The organism is Streptomyces odontotermitis, assembly GCF_050510915.1.
Classification (GTDB): Bacteria; Actinomycetota; Actinomycetes; order Streptomycetales; family Streptomycetaceae; genus Streptomyces.
Window position 1 is genome coordinate 31,969 of sequence record NZ_JBNJLS010000022.1, and the last position, 25,253, is coordinate 57,221.

A 25,253-nucleotide genomic window follows, 5' to 3' on the forward strand; every position below is an offset into this window, starting at 1 on the left:
GTCAGCCCTCCTCCCCCTCGACGGGGCGGAACACGGGCAGCTCCAACTCCTCGTCGACTCGCAGGAATTCGAGCCGCACCGGCATCCCGACCCGCACCTCGCCGGGCTCCACCCCGACCACGTTGCTGACCATCCGCACACCCTCCGCGAGCTCGACGAGGCCGACCGCGTAGGGCGGGTCGAAGGCCGGGAAGGGCGGGTGGTGCATCACCACGTACGAGTAGACGGTGCCCGCGCCGCTCGCCTCGACCGTGTCCCACTCCTGGCCGCCGCAGGCGTTGCAGCCGGGCAGCCAGGGGAAGCGGAGCGTGCCGCAGCCGCCGCAGCGCTGGATGAGCAGCTTGTGTGCGGCGACGCCGTCCCAGAAGCCGGCGTTGTCGCGGTTGATGACGGGGCGGGGGCGCCGGTTCGTCGCCGCGTCGCCTCCGGGCTTCTGTGAACTCCGCCGTGTGGGGAGGTACTTGAGGATCCGGAAGCGGTGCGTCCCGGCGAGTTCGCCGCCCGCCCGCACGTCCATCCGCGTCGTGACGAAGTACCCGGTCCCCAGCTTGGTCGTCTTGCGCTCGGAGACGGACTCGATCAGCGCGTCGAAGGTGATCTCGTCCCCCGGCCGCAGCGGCCGCAGATACTCCTGCTCGCAGTCGGTGGCGACGACCGAGGTGTAGCCCGCGCCGTCGAGCAGCGCGAACAGCTCGTCGTACGCGTCCGAGCGCCCCTGGTGGCCGGAGAGCCCGCCCATCGTCCACGCCTGCAGCATGGTGGCCGGGGCGACGGCGTCGGGCCCCGCGTACGCGGGGTTGGTGTCGCCCATCGCCTCGCACCAGTGCCGGATCATCGGCTCGTTGACCAGGTCCCGGCCGAGCCCCGCCTCGGCGGCGGACTTCCCCTCGTACGCCCTCAGCTGCTCGAACAGCCTGTCGTCCGCCTCCGCTGTCACCGCTGTCACCGCCGTCCCCTCCGCATCCCGAGCCGCATCGTCGCGACGATCTCCCGCTGGACCTCGCTGACCCCGCCCCCGAAGGTGTTGATCTGCGCGGCCCGGTTCATCCGCTCCAGCTCCCCGTCGGCGAAGGCCCCTGGGAAGCCACCCCGCACGAGGCCCGCCTCCCCGACGACCTCCTGGCACATCCGGTAGACCTCCACGGCCGACTCGGTGCCCGTGAACTTCACGCCGCTCGCGTCGCCCGGCGCGAGCCGCCCGGCCCCGACGTCGCCGACCAGACGCCAGTTGAGCAGCCGGGTCGCCGCGAGCCGTGCGTGCACCTCGGCGAGACGGGCGCGCACCCAGGGGGCGTCGGCGCGGCGGCGGCCGGTGACGGGGTCGGGGGTGGTGGCCGCGGTGAGTGCGGCCCGGTAGAAGTCCTCGGCCTGCATGCCGATCGCGGCGAGGGCGACGCGCTCGTGGTTGAGCTGGTTGGTGATCAGGCCCCAGCCGCCGTTCTCCTCGCCGACGAGGTTCCCTGCGGGGACCCGGATGCCGTCGTAGTAGGTGGCCGTCGTGGTCAGTCCGCCCACGGTCTCGATGGGGGTCCAGGAGAAGCCGGGCGCGTCGGTCGGCACGAGGACGATCGAGATGCCCCGGTGCTTGGGCGCCTCGGGGTCGGTGCGGCAGGCGAGCCAGATCCAGTCGGCGTTCTGGGCGTTGGAGGTGAAGATCTTCTGCCCGTCGATCAGCCAACTGCCGCCGTCGCGCACGGCCTTGGTGCGCAGGGAGGCGAGGTCGGTGCCCGCGGACGGCTCGCTGTAGCCGATGGCGAAGACGAGCTCGCCGCTGAGGATGCGCGGCAGGAAGAAGTCCTTCTGCTCCTCGGTGCCGTACTTCATGAGGGTCGGCCCGACGGTGTTCAGGGTGACCATCGAGACGGGCGCGCCGGCGCGGTACGCCTCGTCGAAGAAGACGAACTGCTCGTCGGGGCCGCGCCCTTGGCCGCCGTACTCCTTCGGCCAGCCGAGGCCCAGCATGCCGTCGGCGCCGATGCGGCGCAGCAGCCGCCGCTGTTCGTCGGTGTCGGCGGCGCCTTCGGGTCCGGGCGGCCCGTCCGGCATGAGGTCGCGGAAGTACGCGCGCAGTTCGGCGCGGAGTTCTTGCTGACGTGCGGTCGGGGCGAGGTGCACGGCGGCGGCCTCTCCTTGTCGTACCGAGTCGTACGGAGCCGTACGGAAGATGGTTTCTGACTGTCCGTCAGAAACCGGGCACTGTCAAGGGATCACCCGGACACGCCTGCGCGGCGGCGCCTCGGGCACCGCCGCGCAGTACGTCACACACCCCCGTTGAGCCATGGCGCAACGGCGTGACGGCGTGGGCCCCGGGGGGAGCAGTCCCGGGGCCCACCGCTCACCACAGCTCGGTGAAGTTGACCGCGATGTTCTCGTTCGACTGGTCGATCGCCGTGAAGCCGGAGCCGTTCACCTGGGCGTTGTTGTTCTGGTTGGACGCGCCGGAGCCGGTGGCGACCTGCTGGTTGGTGGCGTTGTTGCCGTTGTTGTCGCCGGCGACGCCACTGCCGTTCACCGTGGCCACGCTCGCGTTCGATCCGTCGTCCGCGAAGGAGCCGTTGTCCGCTGTCGCGACACCTGAGAAGAGAGCGGCGGCGAGGGGCAGGGCCGCGACGGCGGCGAGAGCGCGGGCGGTACGGATGCTTGCCATGTCTATTTCCTCCTGAACAAGAGGCGCGATCCGGCGGGTTGGTGCTGAGTGAGTGCCGGACGCACCCGAAGTACGGCTTGTTCCAAGGCAGTTGGCCGACCGCCTCGGTCTGTTCCCGGCCCGGGGGCCGGTGCACGACGTCGCGAGTCCAGAGTTGCCCACCGAATCCCCGGCGAACCACCCCGGATGGGCCGATTCCCCCGCAAGCGTGAGGACAAGTCGATAAACACGCTTCGCGCCCCCAACCGCGCAGCTCAGCGGCCATCGGCCCGGCCGGGCCCCGGCACTCCAAGGGGCGAAGCGTTCCGTCGGCGGTACGGGGAGGGGGCGGCGCCCCGGCGTGCGGAGCCGCACGGCCCCCCGTACGGCCCTGCCCCCTTCCCTTCATCGAACACTTGTACGAACATGAAGGCATGGGCACCACCGACCGCGACGACCGCCACGACCACTCGGACGACCACCCGCACGACCGCGCGGACCACCACTCGGACGACCCTGGGGACGACTCCCCCGCAACGCCGGGCGATCCCGCGACGCCGGGCGGCCCCTCGACACCGGGCGCCCCCTCGACACCGGGCGCCCCCGCGACGCCGGGCAGGGGCTCGGCGCCGGGCGGCGGCTCCCTCGGCGGCGGCCCCGGCACCCGGCACGCCGCCGCGCTCGCCCTCGCTCACGCGCTCTCCGCCGCCGAGCGCGGCCTGGCCGTCATCCCGCTCTCGGCCACCAAGCTCCCGGCGATCCGCTCCCCGCACCACGACGAGGCGGAGCACCATCAACAGCCGCCCTGCCACGGCGAGTGCGGCCGCCCCGGCCACGGGGTGTACGACGCGACGAGCGACCCCGGCCGCATCCGCGCGCTCTTCGCTGCCGCCCCGCACGCGACCGGCTACGGCATCGCGTGCGGGCTGCCCCCGCACCACCTCATCGGCATCGACCTGGACACCAAGTCCGGCACCGACGCCCCGGCCGCCCTGCGCGAACTGGCCCTGCGCCATCTGTTCACGATCCCCGAGACCGTCGTCGTGGTGACCCCGAGCGGCGGCCGGCACATCTGGCTCGCGGGCCCGCCCGACACCGTCGTGCCCAACTCGGCGGGACGGCTCGCCCCCGGCATCGACATCCGGGGCGCGGGCGGCTACCTGGTCGGCCCCGGCTCCCGCACCACGCACGGCACCTACAGCACGGTCCCCGGCACGGCCCACCTTCCCCCGGCCCCGTGCCCGCCCGCGCTCCTGCGCCTGCTCACACCCCCGCCCCGCGCGGCCCGGCACGCGGCCCCCGCCGCCGGGCCCCAACAGGGCCAGGGCCTGGTCCAGTTCGTGCTCGCGGCGCACGAGGGCCAGCGCAACACACGGCTCTTCTGGGCGGCCTGCCGCGCGTACGAGAACGGGATCGGCCCCGAGCTCGCACCCCGGCTCACGGACGCCGCCGTCCGTGTGGGCCTCACGGAGCGGGAGGCCCGCTCGACGATCGCGTCAGCGGCACGGCTGACGGGCCACGCCTGACCTCACTCGGGGAGGGGCCGGTCGTCCACGACGTGCTTCATGACGAGGGTGGAGGTGAGCCGCTGCACCCCCGGCAGGGTGGCGAGGCGCTCGTCGTAGAGCTGCTGGAAGGCGGCGAGGTCGGCGGTGGCGACGCGCAGCAGATAGTCGGGGTCGCCGAAAAGCCGCTGCGCCTGGATCACATGGGGGACGTCGGCCACGGCCTCCTCGAACGCGGTGACCGTGTCCCTGTCCTCCCACTGCATCGTGACGAAGACCAGGGCTTCGAAGTGGAGGCCGACCACCGCCGGTTCGACGACGGCGCGGTAGGCGCGGATGGCGCCCGCGCGTTCCAGCTCGCGCAGCCGGCGGTGGCAGGGCGAGACGCTCAGCTGCACGCGGGCGGCGAGTTCGGTGACGGTGAGACGGCCGTCCAGCTGGAGCTCGGTAAGAATTTTGCGGTCAAGTGCGTCCACGGGACATATCTTCCCCGACATCCCGGGATACGGGGCAAAAGACGGAAACACTTTTGGCCGCATCGCGCCTAATCTCCCTTTCGGCCCCCGGCACGCCCGTGGGGCCGGGCACGGAACGGAAACGGGAGAGGGGCGGGAAACCGGCCGATGAACACGACGATGCTGGCGGCGTTCCTGGCGGTGGACCTGTTGCTGGTCTTCACTCCGGGCGCGGACTGGGCCTATGCGATCGCGGCGGGCCTGCGGGACCGCTCGGTCGTCCCCGCGGTCGCCGGGCTGATAGCCGGGTACGTGGGCTACACGCTGCTCGCCGTCGCCGGACTCGTGGTCCTGGTGGCGAGCTCGACGACGGTCCTCACGGCGCTGACGGTCGCCGGAGCCGGGTATCTGGTGTGGCTGGGCTGGGGCGTCCTGAGGAACCCCCCGACGCTGACCGCGACGGCGGACGACCCGGACGCGTCGGCCTCCTCCCGTCGGCAGGTCATGCTGAAGGGAGCCGGCATCAGCGGCCTGAACCCGAAGGCCCTGCTCCTGTACTTCTCGCTCTTCCCCCAGTTCATCGACCCCGCGAGCAGCTGGCCGGTGGCCGCGCAGACCGGCCTGCTCGGCACGGTCCACATGACCGCCTGCGCCGTCGTCTACCTCACGGTCGGCGTGCTGGCCCGCACCGTCCTCAGGACCCGCCCCACGGCGGCCCGGGCGGTCACCCGCGCCTCCGGCGCCATGATGATCGCGATCGGAGCCGCCCTGCTGCTCGAACAGCTGGCCTGATGACGGGAGTTGAGCAGAGGGGCGGAAGCACGAAGAGAGCCCCTGACCGGATCTCGCCGGTCAGAGGCTCTCAACCACCGCGGTGGGTGTGGGATTTGAACCCACGGTGACATCGCTGCCACGACGGTTTTCAAGACCGTTCCCTTAGGCCGCTCGGGCAACCCACCCCGCGCCGTCCGCCCCGTCGAGGGCGTGGCGCGGGGTCAAGAGTAGCGGGTCAGCTTTCGCCCTTGCGCTTGCCCAGGGTCAGGTCGACCGTGTGCTCCTGGCCGTCCCGCTTGTAGGTGATCTTGACGGTGTCGCCGGGCTGGTGGGTCCAGATCTGGCCGATCAGGGTCGGGCCGCTGTCGATCACCTGGTCGTCCAGCTTGGTGATGACGTCGCCGGGCTTGAGGCCCGCCTTGTCCGCCGGGCCGTTCGGCGTGACCGCGTCCGAGCTGTTCGTGCCCTGCTTGGGGATGGTGGCGCCGCCGCCCGTGGACTCCTCCAGGGAGACCGTGGCGCCGATCACCGGGTACACCGCCTGGCCGTTCTTGATCAGCTGCTTGGCGACGTTGGTCGCCTGGTTGATCGGGATGGCGAAGCCGAGGCCGATGGAGCCGCCCTGGCCGGAGCCGCCGAGGCCGCCGCTGTCGGCGGGCTTGATCGCGGAGTTGATGCCGATGACCGCGCCGCGGGCGTCCAGGAGCGGGCCGCCGGAGTTGCCGGGGTTGATCGACGCGTCGGTCTGCAGCGCGCTCATGTACGAGCTCTTCGGGCTCGCCCCGTCGCTGGAGGTCACCGGGCGGTTCTTGGCGCTGACGATGCCGGTCGTGACCGTGTTCGACAGGCCGAAGGGGGCGCCGATGGCGATCGCCGAGTCGCCGACGGCGACCTTGTCGGAGTTGCCGAGCGTCAGCGGCCGCAGGTCCGACGGGGGGTTCTTGAGCTTGATGACCGCCACGTCGTAGCCCTCGGCGCGGCCGATGACCTCGGCGTCGTACTTCTTGCCGTTCGAGAACGTCGCCGCGAGCTTGCCGCCGTCGGCCGCCGACGCCACCACGTGGTTGTTGGTGAGGATGTGGCCCTGCTTGTCGTAGACGAAGCCGGTGCCCGTGCCGCCCTCTCCGTTGCCGCCCTGCGCCTCGATGGTGACGACGCTGGGCAGCGCCTTGCCCGCGATGTCCGCGACCGTTCCGGGCTCGCGCTTGAGGTCGGCGGGGGAGTCGGAGGCGGAGACCGTCGTGGAGTCGGTCGACGCGCTGTCGTTCCGCTCGGCGGCCCAGTAGCCGATGCCGCCGCCGACACCGCCCGCGACGAGCGCCGCCGCGAGCACGGCCGCGACCAGCCCACCGCGCCGGCCGCCCGGCCTGGGCTGCTGCGGGTGGTCCGCCGTATAGGAGGAGCCCCAGCCGGAACCGGAACCTCCGCCCTGGGAGTACGAGGGAACGGCCGGCGGCGGAGGCGGCGGCCAGCCCCCGGCGGGCGGGGGCGAGGAGTACACGCCCTGGTCGCCGTGGCCGGTCTGGCCGCCGTGACCGCCATGGCCGCCGTGCGGGGCCGGACCTCCGGGCTGCGGGGCCCCGGCCGTCGCTCCCGCGTACTCCGGAGCGCGGTGCGTGACCGGCTCGGCGGGGTGCGCGGCCGGTGCGGCCGGTGCGGCAGGCGGCGCGGCAGGCTCGGCGGGCGGCGCCGTGGGGGCCGCGGGGGCGGCGTCCTCCGGCGCGGCGGCCTTGGGGTCGGCCGGGGACGCGGGGGTTTCCGCCGAAGCAGGAGGTGCGGACGGGGCCGGGGGAACCGAAGTGCCCTCGTTCTCGGTGCTCACAGCTCTCTCTCCTCGATCCGGTCGATCCGCGCTGTTGTCGCTTGCGTCGATCTCGTCGTTCTCATCGTTCTCGTCGTGCACGGCCCACCTGTACCGGTAAGTCTGCAGTCAGCTTTTCCCATGGGCCGTCAGGGCACCATAAGCCGTTGCTGTGCGTTCGGCGCCACCGTCCGGTGCCCATCTTTGATGCGGGACGAATCACGCGCATCCGGGACAGTCCAGGCGGCGGCCCGAAACCCTCGCCCGTGCGCGTACCCGCTCCTCGAGGACGCATCCGGAATCACCCGGTGGCACCATGACGCGGTGACCCTCGCACGACAGCACCAGATCCAGGTCGTCGCCCACCGCGGCGCCTCCGAGGACGCCCCCGAGCACACGCTCGCCGCGTACCGCAAGGCCGTCGAGGACGGCGCCGACGCCCTCGAATGCGACGTCCGGCTCACCGCCGACGGCCATCTCGTCTGCGTCCACGACCGACGCGTCAACCGTACGTCGAACGGCCGCGGCGCCGTCTCGGCCCTGGAGCTCTCGGACCTCGCCGCCCTCGACTTCGGCTCCTGGAAGAACCCGGGCGACGAGGCCGAGGAGGGCCCGGACTGGGAGGACACCTCCGTCCTGACCCTGGAGCGGCTCCTCGAACTCGTCGCCGACGCGCCCCGCCGCGTCGAGCTCGCCATCGAGACCAAGCACCCCACGCGCTGGGCGGGCCAGGTCGAGGAGCGGCTCCTGCACCTGCTCAAGCGCTTCGGTCTCGATGCCCCCGACAGCCAGGAGACCTCTCCCGTACGGATCATGAGCTTCTCGGCGCGCTCCCTGCTCCGCGTCCAGGCGGCCTCGCCCACGCTCCCGACCGTCTATCTGATGCAGTTCGTCTCGCCCCGCCACCGCGACGGCCGCCTCCCCGAGGGCGTGCGCATCGCGGGCCCCGGCGTCCGCATCGTGCGCAACCACCCCGCGTACATCGCGAAGCTGAAGCGGGCCGGTCACCAGGTCCACGTATGGACCGTGAACGAGCCGGAGGACGTCGAGCTCTGCGTCGAACTCGGCGTGGACGCCATCATCACCAATCGCCCGAAGCAGGTCCTGTCCCAACTGGGCCGCGGCTAACTTCCGTTACAGGGAGTGCACCGGCGCGTTCGGTCCGTATTCGATCGTTACGAGTGCGTCACCAGACACGGGTTGGCCGGTTTCCGGTCCAGTCCATTGGGGCATTCACACCGTGGCGTGGGGCAAAGGAGGTCTCGGGGGTGGCGTTGGTGGTGGCACGGGAGGTGCCCGCGTCGTCGAGCATGGCCGTTCCCCATGGCCCTGCGGGCGTGGGCGAGGCAAGACACAGGATGCGCGACCAGTTGCGCGTCAGCGGGGTGTCGGAATCGGTCATCGACGACGCCGTACTGATCCTTTCGGAACTGCTCAGCAATGCGTGCCGGCACGGCCGCCCGCTGGGCGAGGGCCTGTCCGGGGACGGTGACGTCCGGGCGGCCTGGCGCGTCGACCGCACGGGCCGGCTCACGGTCGAGGTCACGGACGGCGGCGGACCCACCCGCCCGGCACCGGCGAAGCCGTCGGTCACCGCGCACGGCGGCCGCGGGCTCAACATCATCTCCGCGCTCGCCGACGCGTGGGGGGTGCGGGACGACATCCACGGCGAGGTCACCGTCTGGGTCGTCGTGCAACCGGGGCACCGCTCCGAGGATTTCGCTACGCGCGTCGCAGCCCCGGCCGCGTCCGCGATACCCGACCTGGGATTCGCCGACGCCTTCGACGACGCGGACTGAGACGCGACCGGAACGCGGACCGGATCCCGGACGACGCACGGTGAATCCCGGCGGCCCTCCGGCCGACTAGGCTCGCGCCCGTACGCACGAGAGTCGCAACCGGGAGACACCCAAGATGGCCAAGAAGCGCCCCCAGACCAAGGGCAAGCCTCAGCTCAGCGCGGGAGAGATCCCTGTAGTCGGTGCGCGTGAGCCCTGCCCCTGTGGCTCGGGCCGCCGCTACAAGGCATGTCACGGCCGCGCCGCCTCGCACGCCGTGACCGAGCTGGTGCAGCGGCCCTTCGAGGGTCTGGCCGGTGAGGGCGACTGGATCGCGCTGCGCGAGCTCGTGCCCGCCGCGACGGTCGAACTGACCCTGAAGGACGGCCTGCCCGAGGGCGTGCCCTCGGTCCAGCTCGCCACGGTCCTGCCGATGGCCTGGCCCGCGCTCCGCCGCGAGGACGGCTCGGTCCTGCTCGGCCTGCAGAACGACACCTCGTCCGGCGACATCAGCCGCGACCTCGCCGACACCCTGCAGCGCGCCCTGGAGGCCGAGCCGGGCAACCCGGTCGCGGGCCGCCGCGCCCCCGCCGAGGGCCCGCGCCTGCAGGACCTGCTCGACCCGGCGGCCGCCTTCGAGCCGGTCGTGCACGAGGGCTTCGAGTTCTGGGTGCCGGACTCGGACAACGCATCGGCGGAGGTCTCGGCCTCCCTGGAGCGGGCCAACGCCGCCGCCATCCCGACGGTCAAGCTCGCCGGCGTCGACGCCGCGTACTGGTGCGAGACCCCGGAGAAGAACCACCTGCGCTGGGTCATGCCGCACCCGGAGGAGAAGCTCCTCGACGCGCTCGCCCGGCTGCACGCGGCCGGGACCTCCGGCCTCGGCGAGGGCACCCGCCTCGTCGGGTCGTTCCGCGCGCACGGCCTGACCGTGCCGGTGTGGGACCTGCCGACCGGGGTGACGGCCGCCGATGTCGAGAAGCCCGCCGCCGAGTTCGCCGAGCGGCTCGCCGCGGCCCTCGCCTCGGACGCCCCGCTCACCCCGGAGGAGCGCCGCGCCCGCGGTGGTCTCACCAACCGCCAGGTGACGCTCAGCTGATCCACAGAAAGAGGGGAATGCGTGACTCCTGTCACAACTCCCCGTAACCACAGGTAAATCCCTGTCCGGATAACTGAGATCGAATTTGCCAAGAGCCGATCTCTTGTTACCGTTCAGATAGCCCGGTTGCTGGTGCATCCCCCGTCGCCAGCAACCGGGCGCTTTTTGTGCCTGAAACCGTTCGGCTCTCAACTGCCCTGCGGACGGGGGGAGTTGCTCCCGGAGCGCAGCAGCAGCGCACCGTGCTCCCCCGCCTCCTCGCCCGCGGCCGCGAACTCCGCCACCGCCGCGTACCGTTCCGCTTCGCCCGCCGTGCGCTCCCGCGGTGTCTCGCACGCCCCCGGCTCGTCGTCCGCGCCCACCGCACAGTGCATCTCCACGGTGCCGCCGGGGCTCATCAGAGTCAGAACGGCGCTGAGCTCCTCGCCCGTCGCATTCCGGTAGTAGGTCCGCGCCCAGGTGTCGTGACCCTGGCTCAGCACACAGGTCTGCGCCTCGATGCCGTCGGGCGAGGTGAGTTCGGGACCGCACCGGGCCGCGGTGGTGAGGCCGAGCCCGGACAGCAGGGACGGTCCCCGGGGCTTCTCCGGGGGCTCGCTCGGGGACGTGTCCGGGTCGTCCGGGTCGGCCCCGGAAGGTTCAGGGGTGGGCTTCACGGAGGGTTCGACGGCGGGCCGGGGGGTGGGCTCGGGGGAGTGGACGGTCGGTTTTGCGTCGACCGTGCCGACCCCGTCGACCGCGTCGACCGCGTCGCCGAGGGACCCCGCGGAGGCGGCCGCGAGCGGAAGGAGAACCGTGGCGGCCACGACGCCGAGGAGCGCGATCAGGCGGGGGGTCATGGGCCCCGAGGTTAACTGCGGCCGGGGCGCGGGCCGTTCGCCGCGCGCCCATTTCCCCTACAACTCGGGCGCGCTCACACCCGTACGAGTGAGGGCGTCGACCACCGCGTCCACGACCGCCTCGACATCCGGCACCCACGGGGCGGCCGAGCCTGGCAGCGGGGCCCGCTCCCAGCGCACCTGACCCTGGCCCGTGGCCGAGGGCGGCAGGGCGAGGTAGCCGCCCTCGCCGTGGAAGCGGAGCGAGCCCGGCACGAAGTCCTTGGCGTACAGCAGCTCGCCCAACTGGGCCATCGAGTACGGCGCGACGAGAAGGAAGAAGCGGTCCCGGGTGGCCACGACCGGGCCGAGCCGGGTATCCGTCTCGTCCAGCGCGGCGAGGGCGCGGGCCCCGGCGACGGCGGGCAGGCTGACCGCGCACGGGGCGAGGCCGCCGGTGGCCAGCACGACGGGGGCCTGCGGCCGGTTGGTCCACCACCAGCGGACCATGCGCGCGTCGGTGGTGGCGGCGAGGAGGCCCGGGTCGAGCGGGTGCGCACCGGGCACCGCGCAGTCGGGGTCGGGACAGGCGCAGCGGCCGGTACCGCGGCTGTCGAGACCGACGCCGGGGACCACCGGCCAGCGCCAGTCGGCCGCGAAGGTCAGGGCCGCGCCGATCGCTGAGGGACTCCGGCCGGGCCTTCTGCTGCCGAGCCTGGACAGGAGCCTGCGTCGCCTTCCGAGGATCTCGCGCATGAGCGCTCGTTCCTTTCCGTTACACGCAGAGACACTGCGGGCCACATCACACCATGGGTGGATCACTTCGCTGTGCGGACAAGCTGGCGCGTCACACCCCAGCCTGCGGCATGGGGAACCCCTATGGGCCGAGCGTTAACGTGGCGTGGGGTGGCGGCACCTGGCGATTGCCGTCCCGCGTATTTCTCGCCGCCAGCCACGTGCGGACGGGGCACGGTCGTCGGTGGTTATGACGCCCGGTTCCCGCGCCAGGTTCCGGGCAGATCCCAACTGCCCCTGGCCATCACCGAGTACGTACCCATCGCAACCGCTGTGCGCTCTGTCGAACAATGCCAGTCGACCGCAATATGCCCTTAGCTCTGGTTGTTTTCGGCCAAGTTCTCAAGATCACGGGGATTGAGCCGATGACTAAAGGAAATCCCAGGTACACCGCTGGACACCAGGAATCCCGGCAGGACAATGCTGGACATCTCCTCACCAGTGCGTGTACATGTGGAGACATTGCTGGCAGCGCAGAATGACATGGGGGTTTGCGATGCTATTGAGCATTACGCACCGGCCGAAAAGCCGTCAGCCATGACCGCCCCGCACCTCCCGAAAGTGGCCGGAATCGACTCCACTGTTCCGCCACCCGCACACACTGTCGCGCCCGCCGCGGCCACGCCGTACGCCCAGGGCGAACCTCAGAGCCCGGCCGTCGCGCCGGGCGCACTCATCCAGGACCGGCTCGCGGGCTGGGTCTCGGACCTGACCACGCTGCACGAGCTCACCGAGCGCCTGAACCGCACCACCACCCTCGACGACGCGCTGCGCGAGCTCCTGCGCGCCGGCGCGGCCCTCGTGGGCGCCCGGCGCGGGCTCGTCGTCCTCGAGCCCGCCGACGGACTCGGCCCGGACACCACGATCGGCCTGGGCCTGGCCCGCGCCGACCTCGGGCACATCGAGACGGTGCCGCGCAGCGCGACCTCGTACGGGCAGCTGCTCGACGTGAACGCCGAGACCACGGCAGCCGTGCTCAGCGAGGTCGTCCAGGCGGACCTGCTCGCCGACGAGTCGCTCGACCCGCGCCAGCGCGAGGTCGCGAACCGGCTCGGCTTCGCGGCGAGCTACGCGGCGGGCCTGGCCACCGAGTCGGCGGGCCGCATCGGTGCGGCCGTCTGGCTGTACGACGAGCCCGCGGAGCCCGTCGAGCGGCAGCGCCACCTGATCGGGCTCTACGTCCGCTACGCCACCGAACACCTGGCCGGGCTCCTCGAACTCGACCGGGCCCGCACCACCGTGGCCACCCTGCGCGAGGAGCTGCTGCCCTCGCGGCTCCCCCGGGTCGCCGGGGTGCAGCTCGCCGCCCGGCACCGCACCGGACCGCGCGGCGGCGGCGACTGGTACGACGCGCTGCCCCTGCCGGACGCGGCGCTCGGCCTCGCGGTGGGCTCCGTCACCGGCTCGGGGCCGAGCGCGGTCGCCGCGATGGGACGGCTGCGGGCCTCCCTGCGGGCGTACGCGGTGATGGAGGGCGAGGACCCCGTCGCCGTCCTGTCCGACCTGGAGCTGCTGCTCCGGCTGACCGAGCCCGCGCGCAGCGCCACCGCGCTCTTCGCGCACTGCGAGCCCGCCCTGCGCAAGATCGTCCTGGCCGGGGCGGGGCACAGCCCGCCGCTGGTCGTCGGGGAGCGGCGCACGGAGTTCGTGGAGACCTCCCTGTCGGCGCCGCTCGGGATGCTGGCCTGCTGGGAGGCGCCCAGCGTGGAGCTGCGCACCGAGCCGGGGGAAACGGTGCTGCTCTACACGGACGGTCTGCTGCACCGCACCGGCGACCCCATGGACCGGGCCTTCGCGCGGCTGCACGCGGCGGCCGCGAGCGTGCCGCCGGGCATCCGTGAGGACCCGGGCGCGATCGCCGACCACGTGCTGCGGGCGGTGCTTCCTGACGGGCTCGACGCGGTCGACAGCGACGAGGACGTCGTGCTGCTCGCCGCGCGTTTCGAGTGAGGCGGCGTGTACGTGATGTAACAGGTCTTCCGGCTCTGGGCCCCCTTCCGTACTTCCGTACGATGAAGGGGGTCCAGTGTCGTTTTGTAGGAGGCAACCGTGTCGGACGCCGTCACCCCGGCTGTATCTCATTTGGCTGCTACCGCAGCGGGCCCGGAAGCGGAGACCGAGGAAGAGCCCATCAAGCAGCGGAAGAACGGCCTGTACCCGGGCGTCTCCGACGAGCTCGCCGAGAACATGAAGTCCGGCTGGGCCGACACCGAGCTGCACGACCTGGAGCCGATCGCGCAGGCCGCCGAGACCGCCGCACGCCGGGCCGCGCTGTCGGCGCGCTTCCCGGGCGAGCGGCTCGTCGTCCCCGCGGGCAACCTGAAGACGCGGTCGAACGACACCGAGTACGCCTTCCGCTCCTCCGTGGAGTACGCGTACCTGACCGGCAACCAGACGGAGGACGGCGTCCTCGTCCTGGAGCCGAAGAAGGCGGGCGGCCACGACGCGACGCTGTACCTGCTGCCCCGCTCCGACCGGGAGAACGGCGAGTTCTGGCTGAGCGGCGACGGCGAGCTGTGGGTGGGCCGCCGCCACTCGCTGACCGAGGCCGGGAAGCTGTACGGCATTCCGGCGTCCGACGTGCGCGAGCTGGCCGACAAGCTGCGCGAGGCCACCGGCCCGGTGCGCGTCGTGCGCGGCTACGACGCCGGGATCGAGGCGGCCCTGACCGACAAGGTCACCGCCGAGCGCGACGAGGAGCTGCGGGTCTTCCTGTCCGAGGCGCGCCTGGTGAAGGACGCCTTCGAGGTCGGCGAGCTGCAGAAGGCCGTGGACTCCACGGTGCGCGGCTTCGAGGACGTCGTGAAGGTCCTCGACAAGGCCGAGGCGACCAGCGAGCGCTACATCGAGGGCACGTTCTTCCTGCGCGCCCGCGTCGAGGGCAACGACATCGGCTACGGGTCGATCTGCGCCGCCGGTCCGCACGCGACCACCCTGCACTGGGTGCGCAACGACGGTGCGGTGCGCTCGGGCGAGCTGCTGCTGCTCGACGCCGGTGTGGAGACGCACACGTACTACACCGCCGACGTCACGCGCACGCTGCCGATCAACGGCCGCTTCGACGAGCTGCAGAAGAAGATCTACGACGCCGTGTACGAGGCCCAGGAGGCCGGCATCGCGGCCGTGAGGCCGGGCGCCAAGTACCGCGACTTCCACGACGCCGCGCAGCGCGTGCTCGCCGAGAAGCTCGTGGAGTGGGGCCTGGTCGAGGGCCCGGTGGAGCGGGTCCTGGAGCTGGGGCTCCAGCGGCGCTGGACGCTGCACGGCACCGGGCACATGCTCGGCATGGACGTGCACGACTGCGCGGCCGCGCGCACCGAGACGTACGTGGACGGGACCCTCGAGCCCGGCATGTGCCTGACCGTCGAGCCGGGGCTGTACTTCCAGGCCGACGACCTGAGCGTGCCCGAGGAGTACCGGGGCATCGGCGTGCGGATCGAGGACGACATCCTCGTGACCGAGGACGGCAACAGGAACCTGTCGGCCGGGCTGCCGCGCCGGTCCGACGAGGTCGAGGCGTGGATGGCGGAGCTGAAGGGCTGAGGCTCGCCGTACGACCCGTACAAGAGGGCCGGGCATCCTTCGGGGGTGTCCGGCCCTCTTGTCGTGCGGGCTCGGCCCTTTGTCGTGCGGGCTCAGCCCTGGCGCTCGTCCGTGCCGGCGACCTTGCCGGTGCTGAGGGCGATGCGGTTCCAGGTGTTGATCGCGAAGATCAGGCCGAGGACGTGGGAGAGCTCCTCCTCGTCGAACTGCTCGGCGGCCCGCGCGTAGACGTCGTCCGGGACACCGCCCTGGGCGACCAGGGTGACCGCGTCCGTGAGGGCGAGGGCGGCGAGTTCCTTGGCGGAGAAGAAGTTACGGGCCTCGCGCCAGACCGCGACCATGTGCAGCCGGTCCTCGCTCTCGCCCGCCTTGCGTGCGTCGTTGGTGTGCATGTGCAGGCAGTACGCACAGCCGTTGAGGTGCGAGGCGCGGATCTGGATCAGCTCCACCAGGGCCGGGTCGAGGCCGTCGCGGGCGGCGGCGTCGAAGCCGATGACCGCCTTGAAGATCTTCGGGGCGGCCTGGGCGAAGTTCAGGCGGGCGGCGGCGGTGGGGTTCTCGTTCGTCGTCATGACCATGAATCTAGGGCGCCGATCGACCCCGTATAGGGTGCACTTTTATGCCGGAAAGCAAGGTCAATTCGCGGGACAGCGACCTGCATCTGGAGCTCGCCGCCGCAGGCAGCCGCCGGTCCGCGCTCATCACCGCGCTGCGCGACGCCGTACGCGCGGGGCGGCTCGCGCCGGGCACGCGGCTGCCGCCCTACCGCACCCTCGCCGCCGACCTCGGCCTCGCCCGCAACACCGTCGCCGACGCCTACGCCGAGCTGGTCGCCGAGGGCTGGCTCACCGCGCGGCAGGGCTCGGGGACGCGGGTCGCGCACCGGGCGGCGCCGCCGAAGCCCGTACGGGTTCCCCAGTCCGCTCCCACGGACACGTCGTCCGTGCCCGCGCACAACCTGCGCCAGGGCCGGCCGGACGCCGCCTCGTTCCCCCGTACCGCCTGGCTCGCCGCCGCCCGGCGCGCCCTCGGTGCGGCGCCCAACGAGGCGTTCGGGCCCGGCGATCCCCGGGGCCGGATCGAGCTGCGGCGGGCGCTCGCGGACTATCTGGCGCGGGCGCGCGGCGTGCGTGCCGAGCCCGGGCGGATCGTGATCTGCTCCGGCTTCGCGCACGCGCTGCGGCTGCTGTTCGGGCAGGGCACCGGAGGTGTCGTACGCGGGCCTTCCCCAAGCTCTCGGCCTCGATCGAGCAGGGGATACCCCATTGCCGTGGAGTCGTACGGGCTCGGCTTCCATCGCTCGCTGCTCGCCACCGCGGGGGTGCGGACCGTGCCGCTGGGGATCGACAAACACGGGGCCCGGGTGGGGGAGTTGGCCGGAGCGGCGCCGAGGGTGCGGGCCGCGCTGCTCACGCCCGCGCACCAGTTCCCCACCGGGGGGCCGCTCCACCCCGAGCGGCGGGCGGCCGTCGTGGACTGGGCGGTGGCGCGGGGCGGGCTCGTCCTGGAGGACGACTACGACGGGGAGTTCCGCTACGACCGGGAGCCGGTCGGGGCGGTGCAGGGGCTTGGGCCCGAACACGTCGTCTACATCGGGTCGGTGAGCAAGAGTCTCTCCCCCGCGGTGCGGCTCGGCTGGATGGTGCTGCCCGAGCACCTCGTCGGGCCCGTGCTCGACGCGAAGGGGGAGCGGGAGGCATGGGCGAGCGTCCTGGACCAGCTGACGCTCGCGGAGTTCCTCGCGTCGGGGCGCTACGACCGGCACGTACGGCGGATGCGGCAGCACTACCGGCGGCGCCGGGACCGGCTCGTGGCCGCGCTCGCCGAGCACGCCCCGCACATCACGGTGACCGGCATCGCCGCCGGGCTGCACGCGGTGCTCCACCTCCCCGCCGGCACCGAGCAGTCCGCCGCGAAGGCCGCCGCCTGGCACGGCGTCGCCCTCGACCCGCTCGCCGAGTTCCGCCACCCCGAGGCGACGACGCCGCACCGGGACGGGCTCGTCGTCGGGTACGCGACCCCGGCCGAGCACGCGTACGGGGCGGCGCTCGACGCGCTGTGCCGGGCCCTGCCACCTGTGTGACCTGCCGAAATAGCCGCCCCTTATGGGTGGATGGGGACACATCATGAGCACGCACTCCGACGTGAGCACGCACTCCGACGTGAGCACGCACTCCGACGTGAGCACGCACTCCGACGTGAGCACGCACTTCGACGTGAACGCGCACGCCGACGTGACCACGCGCACCGACGTCGAGACCACCTTCGCCCTCGGCGGCGACCTGCCGGTCAGCCGCATCGGATACGGCGCCATGCGCCTGGCCGCGGCGCCCGAGCCCGGCTACGACGACCTCGGCCCGGGGCCGACTCGTACGCGCTCGGCGAGAACGAGGAGCTGGTGGCCGAGGCCCTGCACCCGTACGCGGACAACGTCGTGGTCGCCACCAAGGTGGGCGTCCTGCGGCCGTCCCCCACCAATGGGGTCTCCCCTGCTCGAACGTAGTTGAGAGCTTGGGGAAGGGTGCCGCTCGCCGACCAGATCGGTGCCCTGAAGCAGCTCCGGGACGAGGGCAAGGTCCGCCACATCGGCCTGTCCGAGGTGACTGTCGAACAGCTGCGCACGCCCAGGCGGGCGGCGAAGTCGCTGCCGTCGCCGAGGAGTTGGGCGTCACGACTGCCCAGGTCGCCCTCGCCTGGCTGCTGCGCCGCTCCGCGACGGCCCTGCCCATCCCGGGCACCACCTCGGTGGCGCACCTGGAGGAGAACGTGGGGGCGCTGGGGGTGCGGCTCTCGGACGCGCAGTACGAGCGGCTTTCGAAGGTGGCGCAGGCCGGGGCGCAGCCCTTTTCGTGGTGGCTTGCGTGGCGGCTTGAGTGGTGGCCTGCGCGGTGGCGCCGGGGTGTGACCACGGCGCCCCACCAGGCGTACGGCGAGGGGGACTTCGGCGACCGGACGAGGCGGGCGGCGAAGAGCGAGCCGACCGGACGAGGTCAGAAGTCCCCCGGCAGCACCCCCAGGTCGCGCAGCTCGCGCAGCACCCCGCGCGCCTCCTCCCAGCCCGCCATGAGGGTGTCCCCCCGAGGCCCGCCGCCCGCGGACGCCGCGACCTCCGCCACCACGGACTCCGTGAGCACATGCCCCGTGTTCCAGCCGACGACGTCCGTGACATGGCGGGCCGCCGAGTCCCGCCACACCAGGAGCGGGGGGCCCGCGCCCGCCGCCCGCAGCACCCGCCACCAGTCGTCGCCGAGCCGCTCCTCGCGCAGCCGGTGCAGCACCCGGGCGGTGCTGAGCCCCGCAGCGTCCCGCAGCCGCTCCGCCGTGGCCTCGGCTGCCTCGGCTGCCTCCGTTGCCTCCGTTACCCCTGTGGGCCCATCAGTCCCACCACCCCCACCGTCCTCGCCGCCCCCGGACCGCCGCGCCGCGAGCGCCGCGTTGACCTCGTCATCGAGTGGTCCGAGGGCGCAGGACATCGCCGCGAGGAGCCCCGCCAGGTCCTCGCCGGACGCCATCGCCCCTTCCAGACCCGCCAGTTGGGCGTCCAGGACCCGCTCGGCGCGGGCCGCCGTGACGACGCCGGTGGACTCCACCGATATCCCCTCGGCGAGACAGGCCCCGGCGGCCTCCACCCCGGCGGGGGTCGCGGGCACTCCGATCAGCAGGTTGGGCCGGTCCACCGTCCCGTACAGGGCGCGGGCGGCGGAGACGAGGGCACGGGCGCCCCGGCCCGCGGGCATCGGCAGGCCGACCGACACCCAGCCGTCCCCGTGCCCGCCCCCTTCGTGCACCGCGCGCAGCACGTCGCACGTGATGCGCACGGCACCGGCGGGCGTGCCCGCGGGCAGCGCGGCGCCCCGGAAGCCCTGGCGGACCGTCGCCGCGAGGGCGGCGGCGTCCGGGAGGGCGGGCCCGGGGCCGGACAGCCAGGGCGAGACGCCCTCGGCGGCCAGCTGCCCGAGGACCTCTGCGGCCCGAGCATCAGTCATGCGGGCGATGGTAGGCACCCGGGCGACACCTTCCGACCTGCACCGGCCAAAGTCCGCCAAGTCCGTTGCGAGATCGGCTGGTTGCGTGCGGCGCGAGCTCCTCCGGCGCGCGGGGAGGCACCCTGCCAGCCCGTCGGCCCCGTCGACCCCGTCGACCCCGTCGGCCCCGTCGACCCGCCAGCCCCGTCGGCCCGCCAGCCCGTCAATCCATGAGCCCATGAGCGCATGAGCCCATCAACCCGCCAGCCCGTCAGCCCGTCAGCCCGTCAGCCCGTCAGCCCACCAGCCCACCGACCCGTCAGCGGAAGTCCTCCTCCCGGTACTCCACCCCCTCCGACCCGCGGGCCGTCGCCTCCCGCAGCTCGATCCGCCGGATCTTCCCCGACACCGTCTTCGGCAGCGCCCCGAACTCGATGCGCCGCACCCGCTTGTACGGAGCGAGCACCGACCGGGAGTGCTCGAAGAGCAACTTGGCGGTGTCCGGGCCCGGTTCGAAGCCCGCGGCCAGCACGACGTACGCCTTCGGGACCGCGAGCCGTACCGGGTCCGGGGCGGGCACCACCGCCGCCTCCGCCACCGCCTCGTGCTCCAGCAGCGCGCTCTCCAGCTCGAACGGCGAGATCTTGTAGTCCGACGCCTTGAACACGTCGTCCGCGCGGCCCACATAGGTGAGGTAGCCGTCCGCGTCCCGCGCGCCGATGTCGCCGGTGCGGTAGTAGCCGCCCGCCATCGCCTGCGCCGTCCGCTCCGGGTCCCCGTGGTAGCCCGCCATCAGGCCCACCGGGTCCGCCGCCAGGTCCAGGGAGATCTCGCCCTCGTCCGCTCCCGGCGCCCCGGTCACCGGGTCGAGGAGCTCCACCCGGAAGCCCGGCGTGGGCCGCCCCATCGAGCCCGACTTCAGGGGCTGGCCGGGGGAGTTGGCGACCTGCACGGCCGTCTCGGTCTGCCCGAAGCCGTCGCGGATCGTCACCCCCCACGCCTCCCGCACCCGCGCGATGACCTCCGGGTTGAGCGGCTCGCCGGCCGCCACCACCTCGCGCGGCGGCACGGCGAGCTGCGTCAGGTCGGCCTGGATCAGCATCCGCCACACGGTCGGCGGCGCACAGAACGAGGTGACCCCCGCCCGGTCCATCTCCGCCATGAGCCGCCCCGCGTCGAAGCGCGTGTAGTTGTGGATGAAGACGGTCGCCTCCGCGTTCCACGGCGCGAACAGGTTCGACCAGGCGTGCTTGGCCCAGCCCGGCGAGGAGATGTTCAGGTGCACGTCGCCGGGCTTGAGGCCGATCCAGTACATGGTCGCCAAGTGGCCCACCGGATACGACACATGGGTGTGCTCGACCAGCTTCGGCAGCGACGTCGTGCCCGAGGTGAAGTACAGCATCAGCGCGTCGTCGGCCCGGGTCTCGCCCTCCGGCGTGAAGGCGACGGGAGCGGCACCGGACTCCTCGTACGCGATCCAGCCGTCCGGACCTCCCCCGTCCGGACCTCCCCCGTCCAGACCTCCCCCGTCCAGACCTCCGCCCTCAGGCCCCCGGCCGCCCACCACGATCCGCGTGTAGTCCCCCGGCACCTCCGCGAACTTCTCCGTGTCCTCGGCCCGCACCACCACGTGCCGGGCCCGCCCCCGCGCGATCCGGTCCCGCAGGTCCACCGGGCCGAGCAGCGGCGTCGCCGGGATGACGACGGCGCGCACCTTCATCGCGGCGAGCGCCACCTCCCACAGCTCCACCTGGTTGCCGAGCATCACCACGACCCGGTCCCCGGCCGAGACCCCCTGCGCGCGCAGCCAGTTGGCGACCTGGTCGGAGCGGCGCGCCAGCTCCTCGAACGACACCCGCAGCTCGTCGCCGTTCTCCTCCACGATGTGCAGCGCGGTGCGGTCGTTCCCGGCGGCGATGACGTCGAACCAGTCGAGGGCCCAGTTGAACCGCTCGGGCCGCGGCCACGCGAAGCCCTCGTACGCGGTCTCGTAGTCCTCGCGATGACGCAGCAGGAAGTCCCGCGCGGTGCGGAAGTCCCGGGTGGCGTCGGATGCCGTCATGTGCCCTCACCTCTGGGAAGCGGTCGTAGCTGTGCCCCCATCCCAGCAGGACGGGGGCCACCGCTCCAGGGCCGTGCGGGACTGTTCGGTGTCCTACGCCGTCACCAGCGGGGTGTCGTCCCGCCACTTGATGATCTTGTCGAAGCTGATCACCGCTCCACCGCGGCCCGGCTTGTTGCCGAGGTGGACGTGGTCGGCGAGCTCCTTGATCAGGTGCAGACCGCGGCCGTGCTCGGCGGTCTCGGCGGCCGGGGCGGGCAGCGCGGCCGTGCCCGGCGCGGGGCGGCGGGCCGGGAACCCCGGCCCCGAGTCGGCCACTTCGATGCGGCACGTGTCGCCGTCCAGATACGCGGTCACGCGGTACGCCCCCGCCGGCTCGCTCCCCGGCACCGGGGCGCCGCCGTGCTCCACGGCGTTGGCGCACGCCTCGCTGAGGGCGACGGACAGGTCGTACGAGACGTCCGGGTCGACGCCCGCGGTCTCCATGGTGCCGATCAGCAGACGACGGGCGAGCGGCACGCTCTCGACGTCCCGGCGCAGATGCAGGGACCACCAGATGCTCATGCTCGCGCCTCCCGGCTAGCGCGGCCCCCCGGCCGCGGCTCGACATACCGATACGTATTGCCCCGAGCGGCCGTACATAAGCGCCCAGTTGAAGTGATGCCGCCCATACGGCGGATGCACAGGGGACTGGAATCGGTGTAGGAGACCCGGCACGCGGGCCCCGCACGCTGGGGGCGTGCGCTGCGTGCCCGTGGGAGCCGTGCGCCACAGCCGTACGCCCCACGAGAAGGCAACGCGCCGGTCACGGATCCGGACGGGCTTCTCGACCTGCCGTATGGGACGGGTAAGGCCAGTGCAATGATGACCCGGCCATGTCTGCTACCCCCCACCAGCGCGCGGCCGGCGGAGTCGATCTCCGGCTGCTCAGGGCCACGGTGTTCGCCGCGGTCTGCGTCGTGCTGTCCGCGGGGGGACATGTGCTCGCTTCCTGCGCCGCCGTCCCGCTGTGGACGCTCGGCGCCGGGTTCCTCGCCGTTCTCGTCCTCGTGGTGCCGCTGACCGGACGGGCGCGTTCGCTGCCCGGCATCGCCGCCGCGCTCGCCGCGGGACAGCTCGGTCTGCACGCCCTGTTCGGGCTCGGCCAGCACGGTGCCGCGATGGGCTCCGGGGGCTCCGGCTCCTCAGGCGGCTCCTCGCTCGTCGAGCGTGCCGCGCGCTTCGTGTGCGGGGCGGGCACCGCGACGATCAGCCCGGTCCAGGCCCAGCGGATCCTCGCGGGCGCGGGCCTCGGCCCCGACGGCTCCGGCCCCGACGGCTCCGGCTCCGCGGCCGGAGCGGGCTCGGGGGCCATGGGCGGTCACGTCATGGGCCACGCGGGGCAGCACGCGATGGGGTCCGGTTCGGGGGCGTCCTCGGCGGACGCGGCCATGGACGCGATGGGCACCATGCCCGGAATGTCGCTGCTGCCGTCCCTGCCGATGCTCCTGGCGCACGTCCTCGCGGCCGTCGCCGCCGGGTGGCTGCTGCGCCGGGGCGACCTCGCGCTGCTCCGCATCGTCCGGCTCTCGGCACAGGGCGCCCAGGAGGTCGCCCAGGCGGCACTCGTACGGTCGTTGCGCGCCGCCTTCGCCCTGGTGCGCTCGCTGCGGGCGGGCCTGCCCGGCACGCCGGCACCCGGCGCGGTCCGCGCCGCCGCCCACGCGGGGCCCGACCTCGCCAGGCCCCGCACCACGGCGCTGAAGAACACGCTGATCAGGCGCGGCCCGCCCGCGGCGGACGCCTTCGCTCTCGCCGCCTGACGCGACGCACTCCCCACCGGGACTCCCGGGGCTCCCCGGACTCCAAGAACGGAACCCCAGGAACGGGACTCCAGGAAGAGGTGCGCTCGCGCCGCGCACCCACGCGCGCCCGCGCCCTCGCGGGACGCCGCACCTTCCCCTGTTCACCACTGCCCAAAGTGGAGTGTTTCTGCCATGAAGATGTCCCGTATCGCCGCCACGTCCGCCGTCGCCGCCGTCGCCGTGCTCGGCCTCTCCGCCCCCGCCTTCGCGCACGTCAGCGTCTCGCCGGAGGGCGAGGCCGCCAAGGGCGGGTACGCGACCGTCAACTTCAAGGTGCCCAACGAGGACGACAAGGCGTCGACCACCAAGCTCGAGGTCTCCTTCCCCGCCGACCACCCGCTCGCCTCGGTCATGACGCAGCCCGTCGCCGGCTGGGACGTGAAGGTCACCAAGAGCAAGCTCGACAAGCCCCTGGAGATGCACGGCGAGAAGATCGACGAGGCCGTCTCCAAGGTCACCTGGACCGCCGACGGCAAGGGCATCGAGCCGGGCACCTTCCAGAAGTTCCCGCTCTCCATCGGCGCCCTGCCCGAGAACGCCGACCAGCTCGTCTTCAAGGCCGTCCAGACGTACTCCAACAAGAACGTCGTCCGCTGGATCGAGCCGCAGCAGAAGGGCCAGGAGGAGCCGGAGCACCCGGCGCCCACCCTCGCGCTGACCGCCGCCTCCGATGACCACCACGGCGGCGCCGCGGCCTCCGGCGACGACGCCAAGTCCGGCCACGACGACAAGACCGAGAAGGCCGCGTCCGACGCGGACTCCTCCGACTCCACCGCCCGCGTCCTCGGCGTCGTCGGCATCGCCGTCGGCGTGATCGGCGTGGCGTTCGGCGTGCTCGCGGGCCGTCGGCGTACCAACGGCTGAGCCACCTCGGGCCCGCACCGGGGGCCGGGCAGGTCCGCAGGACAGGCCCCGAACCAGGCCCCCGGTGCGCCCCGGCCCCCTCACATCTGGGACATTTTCGTATGCGCAAGAAGAGCAAGCACAAGCTCCTCGCCGCCGCCCTGCTGGCCGCGGCCACCCTGACGCTGTCCGCCTGTGGCGGCGGTGACAAGGGCAACTCGCCGATCGCGGACGTCTCCACGGAGGCGGGCTCGGACAAGGCCGCGACCGTGCTCGACAAGCCGTTCAAGAAGCCGGACATGATCCTCACGGACACGCACGGCAAGAAGTACGACCTGCGCGAGCAGACCAAGGGCAAGCCGACGCTCCTGTACTTCGGCTACACCAACTGCCCGGACGTCTGCCCCCTGACGATGAGCAACATCGCCGTCGCCAAGAAGCAGCTCGCCACGAAGCTGCCGAAGTCCGAGCTCGACAAGCTCCAGGTCGTCTTCGTCACCACCGACCCCAAGCGCGACACCCCCGAGGTGCTCGGCAAGTGGCTCAAGGCCCAGGACCCGGACTTCATCGGCCTCACCGGTGACTTCGCCACCATCCAGGCCAGCGCCCGCACGGTCGGCATCAGCATCGAGCCCTCGAAGGTCGAGAAGGGCAAGGACGGCAAGAAGGACAAGGTCGTCTCGATGCATGGCACCCAGGTCATCGCGTTCTCCCCGAAGAACGACGCCGGTTACGTGGTCTACAACGGCCAGGACACCCGCGTCGAGGAGTACGAGAAGGACCTCCCCAAGATTCTCAAGGGACAGAACCCGTGAAGCACCACCCGTACCACCGCACGAACCGCCGCGCCCTCGCCTGCGGCGCCATAGCCCTGACGGGCGCGCTCGCCCTCACCGGCTGCTCGGACTCCGACTCCGGCTCCAAGGACACGAAGACGAAGGCGGCCGAGAAGGCCGGCGCGAAGCCTGCCATCAAGGTCAGCGACGCCTTCATGCCCGCGCCCTCGATGCCGTCGATGGCTTCCGGCTTCTTCACCCTGAAGAACACCGGCGGCGCCGACAAGCTCACCTCGGTCACCAGCGACATCGCGGCCGCCGTGACGCTGCACAGCACCAAGAACAACGCGATGAAGGAGGAGAAGTCCTTCGACGTCCCGGCGGGCGGTGAGCTCGACTTCGCCCGCGGCGGCAACCACCTCATGTTCGAAAAGCTGAAGCACAAGCCGAAGCAGGGCGACAAGGTCGAGGTGACGCTGCACTTCCAGAAGTCGGACCCGATCACCGTCACGGTCCCGGTGAAGGAAGCCACGTACAACCCGAAGCCCCACCAGCACTGAGGGATTGAC

The 25,253-nt window shown here is 72.5% G+C and carries 24 protein-coding genes, 1 tRNA gene and 1 pseudogene; 14 read left to right on the forward strand and 12 right to left on the reverse strand.

The features are described 5' to 3' along the window. Position 1: 1 nt before the first annotated feature. The 3 genes from ACQB60_RS37885 to ACQB60_RS37895 form a co-directional block, all read right to left on the reverse strand. Positions 2 to 946, reverse strand: a complete 945-nt coding sequence (locus tag ACQB60_RS37885) for a bifunctional MaoC family dehydratase N-terminal/OB-fold nucleic acid binding domain-containing protein (RefSeq protein ID WP_496930635.1) — start codon at positions 944 to 946, stop codon at positions 2 to 4. Beyond that, complete coding sequence (locus ACQB60_RS37890; protein ID WP_496930636.1) at positions 943 to 2,115, reverse strand: acyl-CoA dehydrogenase family protein; 1,173 nt, start codon at positions 2,113 to 2,115, stop codon at positions 943 to 945. The genes ACQB60_RS37885 and ACQB60_RS37890 overlap by 4 nt, the downstream gene beginning before the upstream one ends. A gap of 220 nt (positions 2,116 to 2,335) precedes the next feature. Then, positions 2,336 to 2,647 carry a hypothetical protein gene (locus tag ACQB60_RS37895; protein WP_384829025.1) on the reverse strand — a complete coding sequence of 104 codons (312 nt, stop codon included), beginning with the start codon at positions 2,645 to 2,647 and terminating at the stop codon, positions 2,336 to 2,338. Positions 2,648 to 3,060: 413 nt separating this feature from the next. Here ACQB60_RS37895 and ACQB60_RS37900 point away from each other — a divergent pair, with 413 nt between their 5' ends. Beyond that, on the forward strand, positions 3,061 to 4,152 hold the full coding sequence (locus ACQB60_RS37900) for a bifunctional DNA primase/polymerase (protein ID WP_496930637.1): 1,092 nt from the start codon (positions 3,061 to 3,063) through the stop codon (positions 4,150 to 4,152). A 2-nt stretch (positions 4,153 to 4,154) separates the two neighbouring features. On the opposite strand, the gene ACQB60_RS37905 is transcribed toward ACQB60_RS37900, so the two are convergent. Beyond that, on the reverse strand, positions 4,155 to 4,607 hold the full coding sequence (locus tag ACQB60_RS37905; RefSeq protein ID WP_496930638.1) for an Lrp/AsnC family transcriptional regulator: 453 nt from the start codon (positions 4,605 to 4,607) through the stop codon (positions 4,155 to 4,157). A gap of 147 nt (positions 4,608 to 4,754) precedes the next feature. Here ACQB60_RS37905 and ACQB60_RS37910 point away from each other — a divergent pair, with 147 nt between their 5' ends. Beyond that, positions 4,755 to 5,378 carry a LysE family translocator gene (locus ACQB60_RS37910; RefSeq protein ID WP_496930639.1) on the forward strand — a complete coding sequence of 208 codons (624 nt, stop codon included), beginning with the start codon at positions 4,755 to 4,757 and terminating at the stop codon, positions 5,376 to 5,378. Between the two features lie 80 nt (positions 5,379 to 5,458). Here ACQB60_RS37910 and ACQB60_RS37915 read toward each other — a convergent pair. Then, a tRNA-Ser gene (locus ACQB60_RS37915) sits at positions 5,459 to 5,545 on the reverse strand. A gap of 50 nt (positions 5,546 to 5,595) precedes the next feature. Then, positions 5,596 to 7,182, reverse strand: a complete 1,587-nt coding sequence (locus ACQB60_RS37920) for a S1C family serine protease (protein WP_496930640.1) — start codon at positions 7,180 to 7,182, stop codon at positions 5,596 to 5,598. Between the two features lie 303 nt (positions 7,183 to 7,485). Between ACQB60_RS37920 and ACQB60_RS37925 the strand changes: the two genes are divergently transcribed. From ACQB60_RS37925 to ACQB60_RS37935, 3 genes are all read left to right on the forward strand, one after another. Beyond that, positions 7,486 to 8,289, forward strand: a complete 804-nt coding sequence (locus tag ACQB60_RS37925) for a glycerophosphodiester phosphodiesterase (RefSeq protein WP_496930641.1) — start codon at positions 7,486 to 7,488, stop codon at positions 8,287 to 8,289. A gap of 53 nt (positions 8,290 to 8,342) precedes the next feature. Next, a complete protein-coding gene (locus tag ACQB60_RS37930; protein ID WP_384829037.1) occupies positions 8,343 to 8,960 on the forward strand; it encodes an ATP-binding protein in 618 nt (205 codons plus the stop codon). Positions 8,961 to 9,075: 115 nt separating this feature from the next. Next, positions 9,076 to 10,038, forward strand: coding sequence for a DUF5926 family protein (locus ACQB60_RS37935; RefSeq protein WP_496930642.1), 963 nt, complete (start codon positions 9,076 to 9,078; stop codon positions 10,036 to 10,038). Positions 10,039 to 10,226: 188 nt separating this feature from the next. Here the strand turns inward: ACQB60_RS37935 and ACQB60_RS37940 are convergent, their stop codons facing one another. Both ACQB60_RS37940 and ACQB60_RS37945 read right to left on the reverse strand, forming a co-directional pair. Next, on the reverse strand, positions 10,227 to 10,877 hold the full coding sequence (locus ACQB60_RS37940; protein WP_496930643.1) for a hypothetical protein: 651 nt from the start codon (positions 10,875 to 10,877) through the stop codon (positions 10,227 to 10,229). Between the two features lie 57 nt (positions 10,878 to 10,934). Continuing rightward, positions 10,935 to 11,612, reverse strand: coding sequence for a bifunctional DNA primase/polymerase (locus tag ACQB60_RS37945; RefSeq protein WP_496930644.1), 678 nt, complete (start codon positions 11,610 to 11,612; stop codon positions 10,935 to 10,937). Positions 11,613 to 12,071: 459 nt separating this feature from the next. Here ACQB60_RS37945 and ACQB60_RS37950 point away from each other — a divergent pair, with 459 nt between their 5' ends. Continuing rightward, positions 12,072 to 13,601 carry a PP2C family protein-serine/threonine phosphatase gene (locus ACQB60_RS37950; RefSeq protein WP_496930645.1) on the forward strand — a complete coding sequence of 510 codons (1,530 nt, stop codon included), beginning with the start codon at positions 12,072 to 12,074 and terminating at the stop codon, positions 13,599 to 13,601. A gap of 99 nt (positions 13,602 to 13,700) precedes the next feature. Next, on the forward strand, positions 13,701 to 15,194 hold the full coding sequence (locus ACQB60_RS37955) for an aminopeptidase P family protein (protein WP_496930646.1): 1,494 nt from the start codon (positions 13,701 to 13,703) through the stop codon (positions 15,192 to 15,194). 92 nt (positions 15,195 to 15,286) lie between these two features. Here ACQB60_RS37955 and ACQB60_RS37960 read toward each other — a convergent pair whose 3' ends face one another. Beyond that, complete coding sequence (locus ACQB60_RS37960; protein WP_496930647.1) at positions 15,287 to 15,766, reverse strand: carboxymuconolactone decarboxylase family protein; 480 nt, start codon at positions 15,764 to 15,766, stop codon at positions 15,287 to 15,289. Positions 15,767 to 15,813: 47 nt separating this feature from the next. Here ACQB60_RS37960 and pdxR point away from each other — a divergent pair, with 47 nt between their 5' ends. The 3 genes and pseudogenes from pdxR to ACQB60_RS37975 all read left to right on the forward strand — a co-directional run. After that, positions 15,814 to 17,277, forward strand: a complete 1,464-nt coding sequence (gene pdxR, locus ACQB60_RS37965) for a MocR-like pyridoxine biosynthesis transcription factor PdxR (RefSeq protein WP_496930648.1) — start codon at positions 15,814 to 15,816, stop codon at positions 17,275 to 17,277. A gap of 43 nt (positions 17,278 to 17,320) precedes the next feature. Continuing rightward, entirely contained in the window at positions 17,321 to 17,701 is a 381-nt protein-coding gene (locus ACQB60_RS37970) for a hypothetical protein (protein ID WP_496930649.1), read from the forward strand. A 130-nt stretch (positions 17,702 to 17,831) separates the two neighbouring features. Beyond that, positions 17,832 to 17,957, forward strand: a pseudogene (locus ACQB60_RS37975) (aldo/keto reductase); the annotation flags it as partial. 227 nt (positions 17,958 to 18,184) lie between these two features. Here ACQB60_RS37975 and ACQB60_RS37980 read toward each other — a convergent pair. From ACQB60_RS37980 to ACQB60_RS37990, 3 genes are all read right to left on the reverse strand, one after another. After that, positions 18,185 to 19,180, reverse strand: a complete 996-nt coding sequence (locus ACQB60_RS37980) for a transaldolase family protein (protein ID WP_496930650.1) — start codon at positions 19,178 to 19,180, stop codon at positions 18,185 to 18,187. Positions 19,181 to 19,478: 298 nt separating this feature from the next. Next, on the reverse strand, positions 19,479 to 21,221 hold the full coding sequence (locus ACQB60_RS37985) for an AMP-binding protein (protein ID WP_496930651.1): 1,743 nt from the start codon (positions 21,219 to 21,221) through the stop codon (positions 19,479 to 19,481). Positions 21,222 to 21,314: 93 nt separating this feature from the next. Further along, positions 21,315 to 21,785 carry an ATP-binding protein gene (locus ACQB60_RS37990; RefSeq protein ID WP_496930652.1) on the reverse strand — a complete coding sequence of 157 codons (471 nt, stop codon included), beginning with the start codon at positions 21,783 to 21,785 and terminating at the stop codon, positions 21,315 to 21,317. Positions 21,786 to 22,096: 311 nt separating this feature from the next. Between ACQB60_RS37990 and ACQB60_RS37995 the strand changes: the two genes are divergently transcribed. From ACQB60_RS37995 to ACQB60_RS38010, 4 genes are all read left to right on the forward strand, one after another. Next, entirely contained in the window at positions 22,097 to 23,023 is a 927-nt protein-coding gene (locus tag ACQB60_RS37995) for a hypothetical protein (protein ID WP_496930653.1), read from the forward strand. Between the two features lie 174 nt (positions 23,024 to 23,197). Beyond that, positions 23,198 to 23,929, forward strand: a complete 732-nt coding sequence (locus tag ACQB60_RS38000; RefSeq protein ID WP_496930654.1) for a YcnI family copper-binding membrane protein — start codon at positions 23,198 to 23,200, stop codon at positions 23,927 to 23,929. Between the two features lie 101 nt (positions 23,930 to 24,030). Further along, complete coding sequence (locus ACQB60_RS38005; RefSeq protein WP_496930655.1) at positions 24,031 to 24,723, forward strand: SCO family protein; 693 nt, start codon at positions 24,031 to 24,033, stop codon at positions 24,721 to 24,723. Beyond that, a complete protein-coding gene (locus tag ACQB60_RS38010; RefSeq protein ID WP_496930656.1) occupies positions 24,720 to 25,244 on the forward strand; it encodes a copper chaperone PCu(A)C in 525 nt (174 codons plus the stop codon). Before ACQB60_RS38005 ends, ACQB60_RS38010 begins: the two co-directional genes overlap by 4 nt. Positions 25,245 to 25,253: the final 9 nt, after the last annotated feature.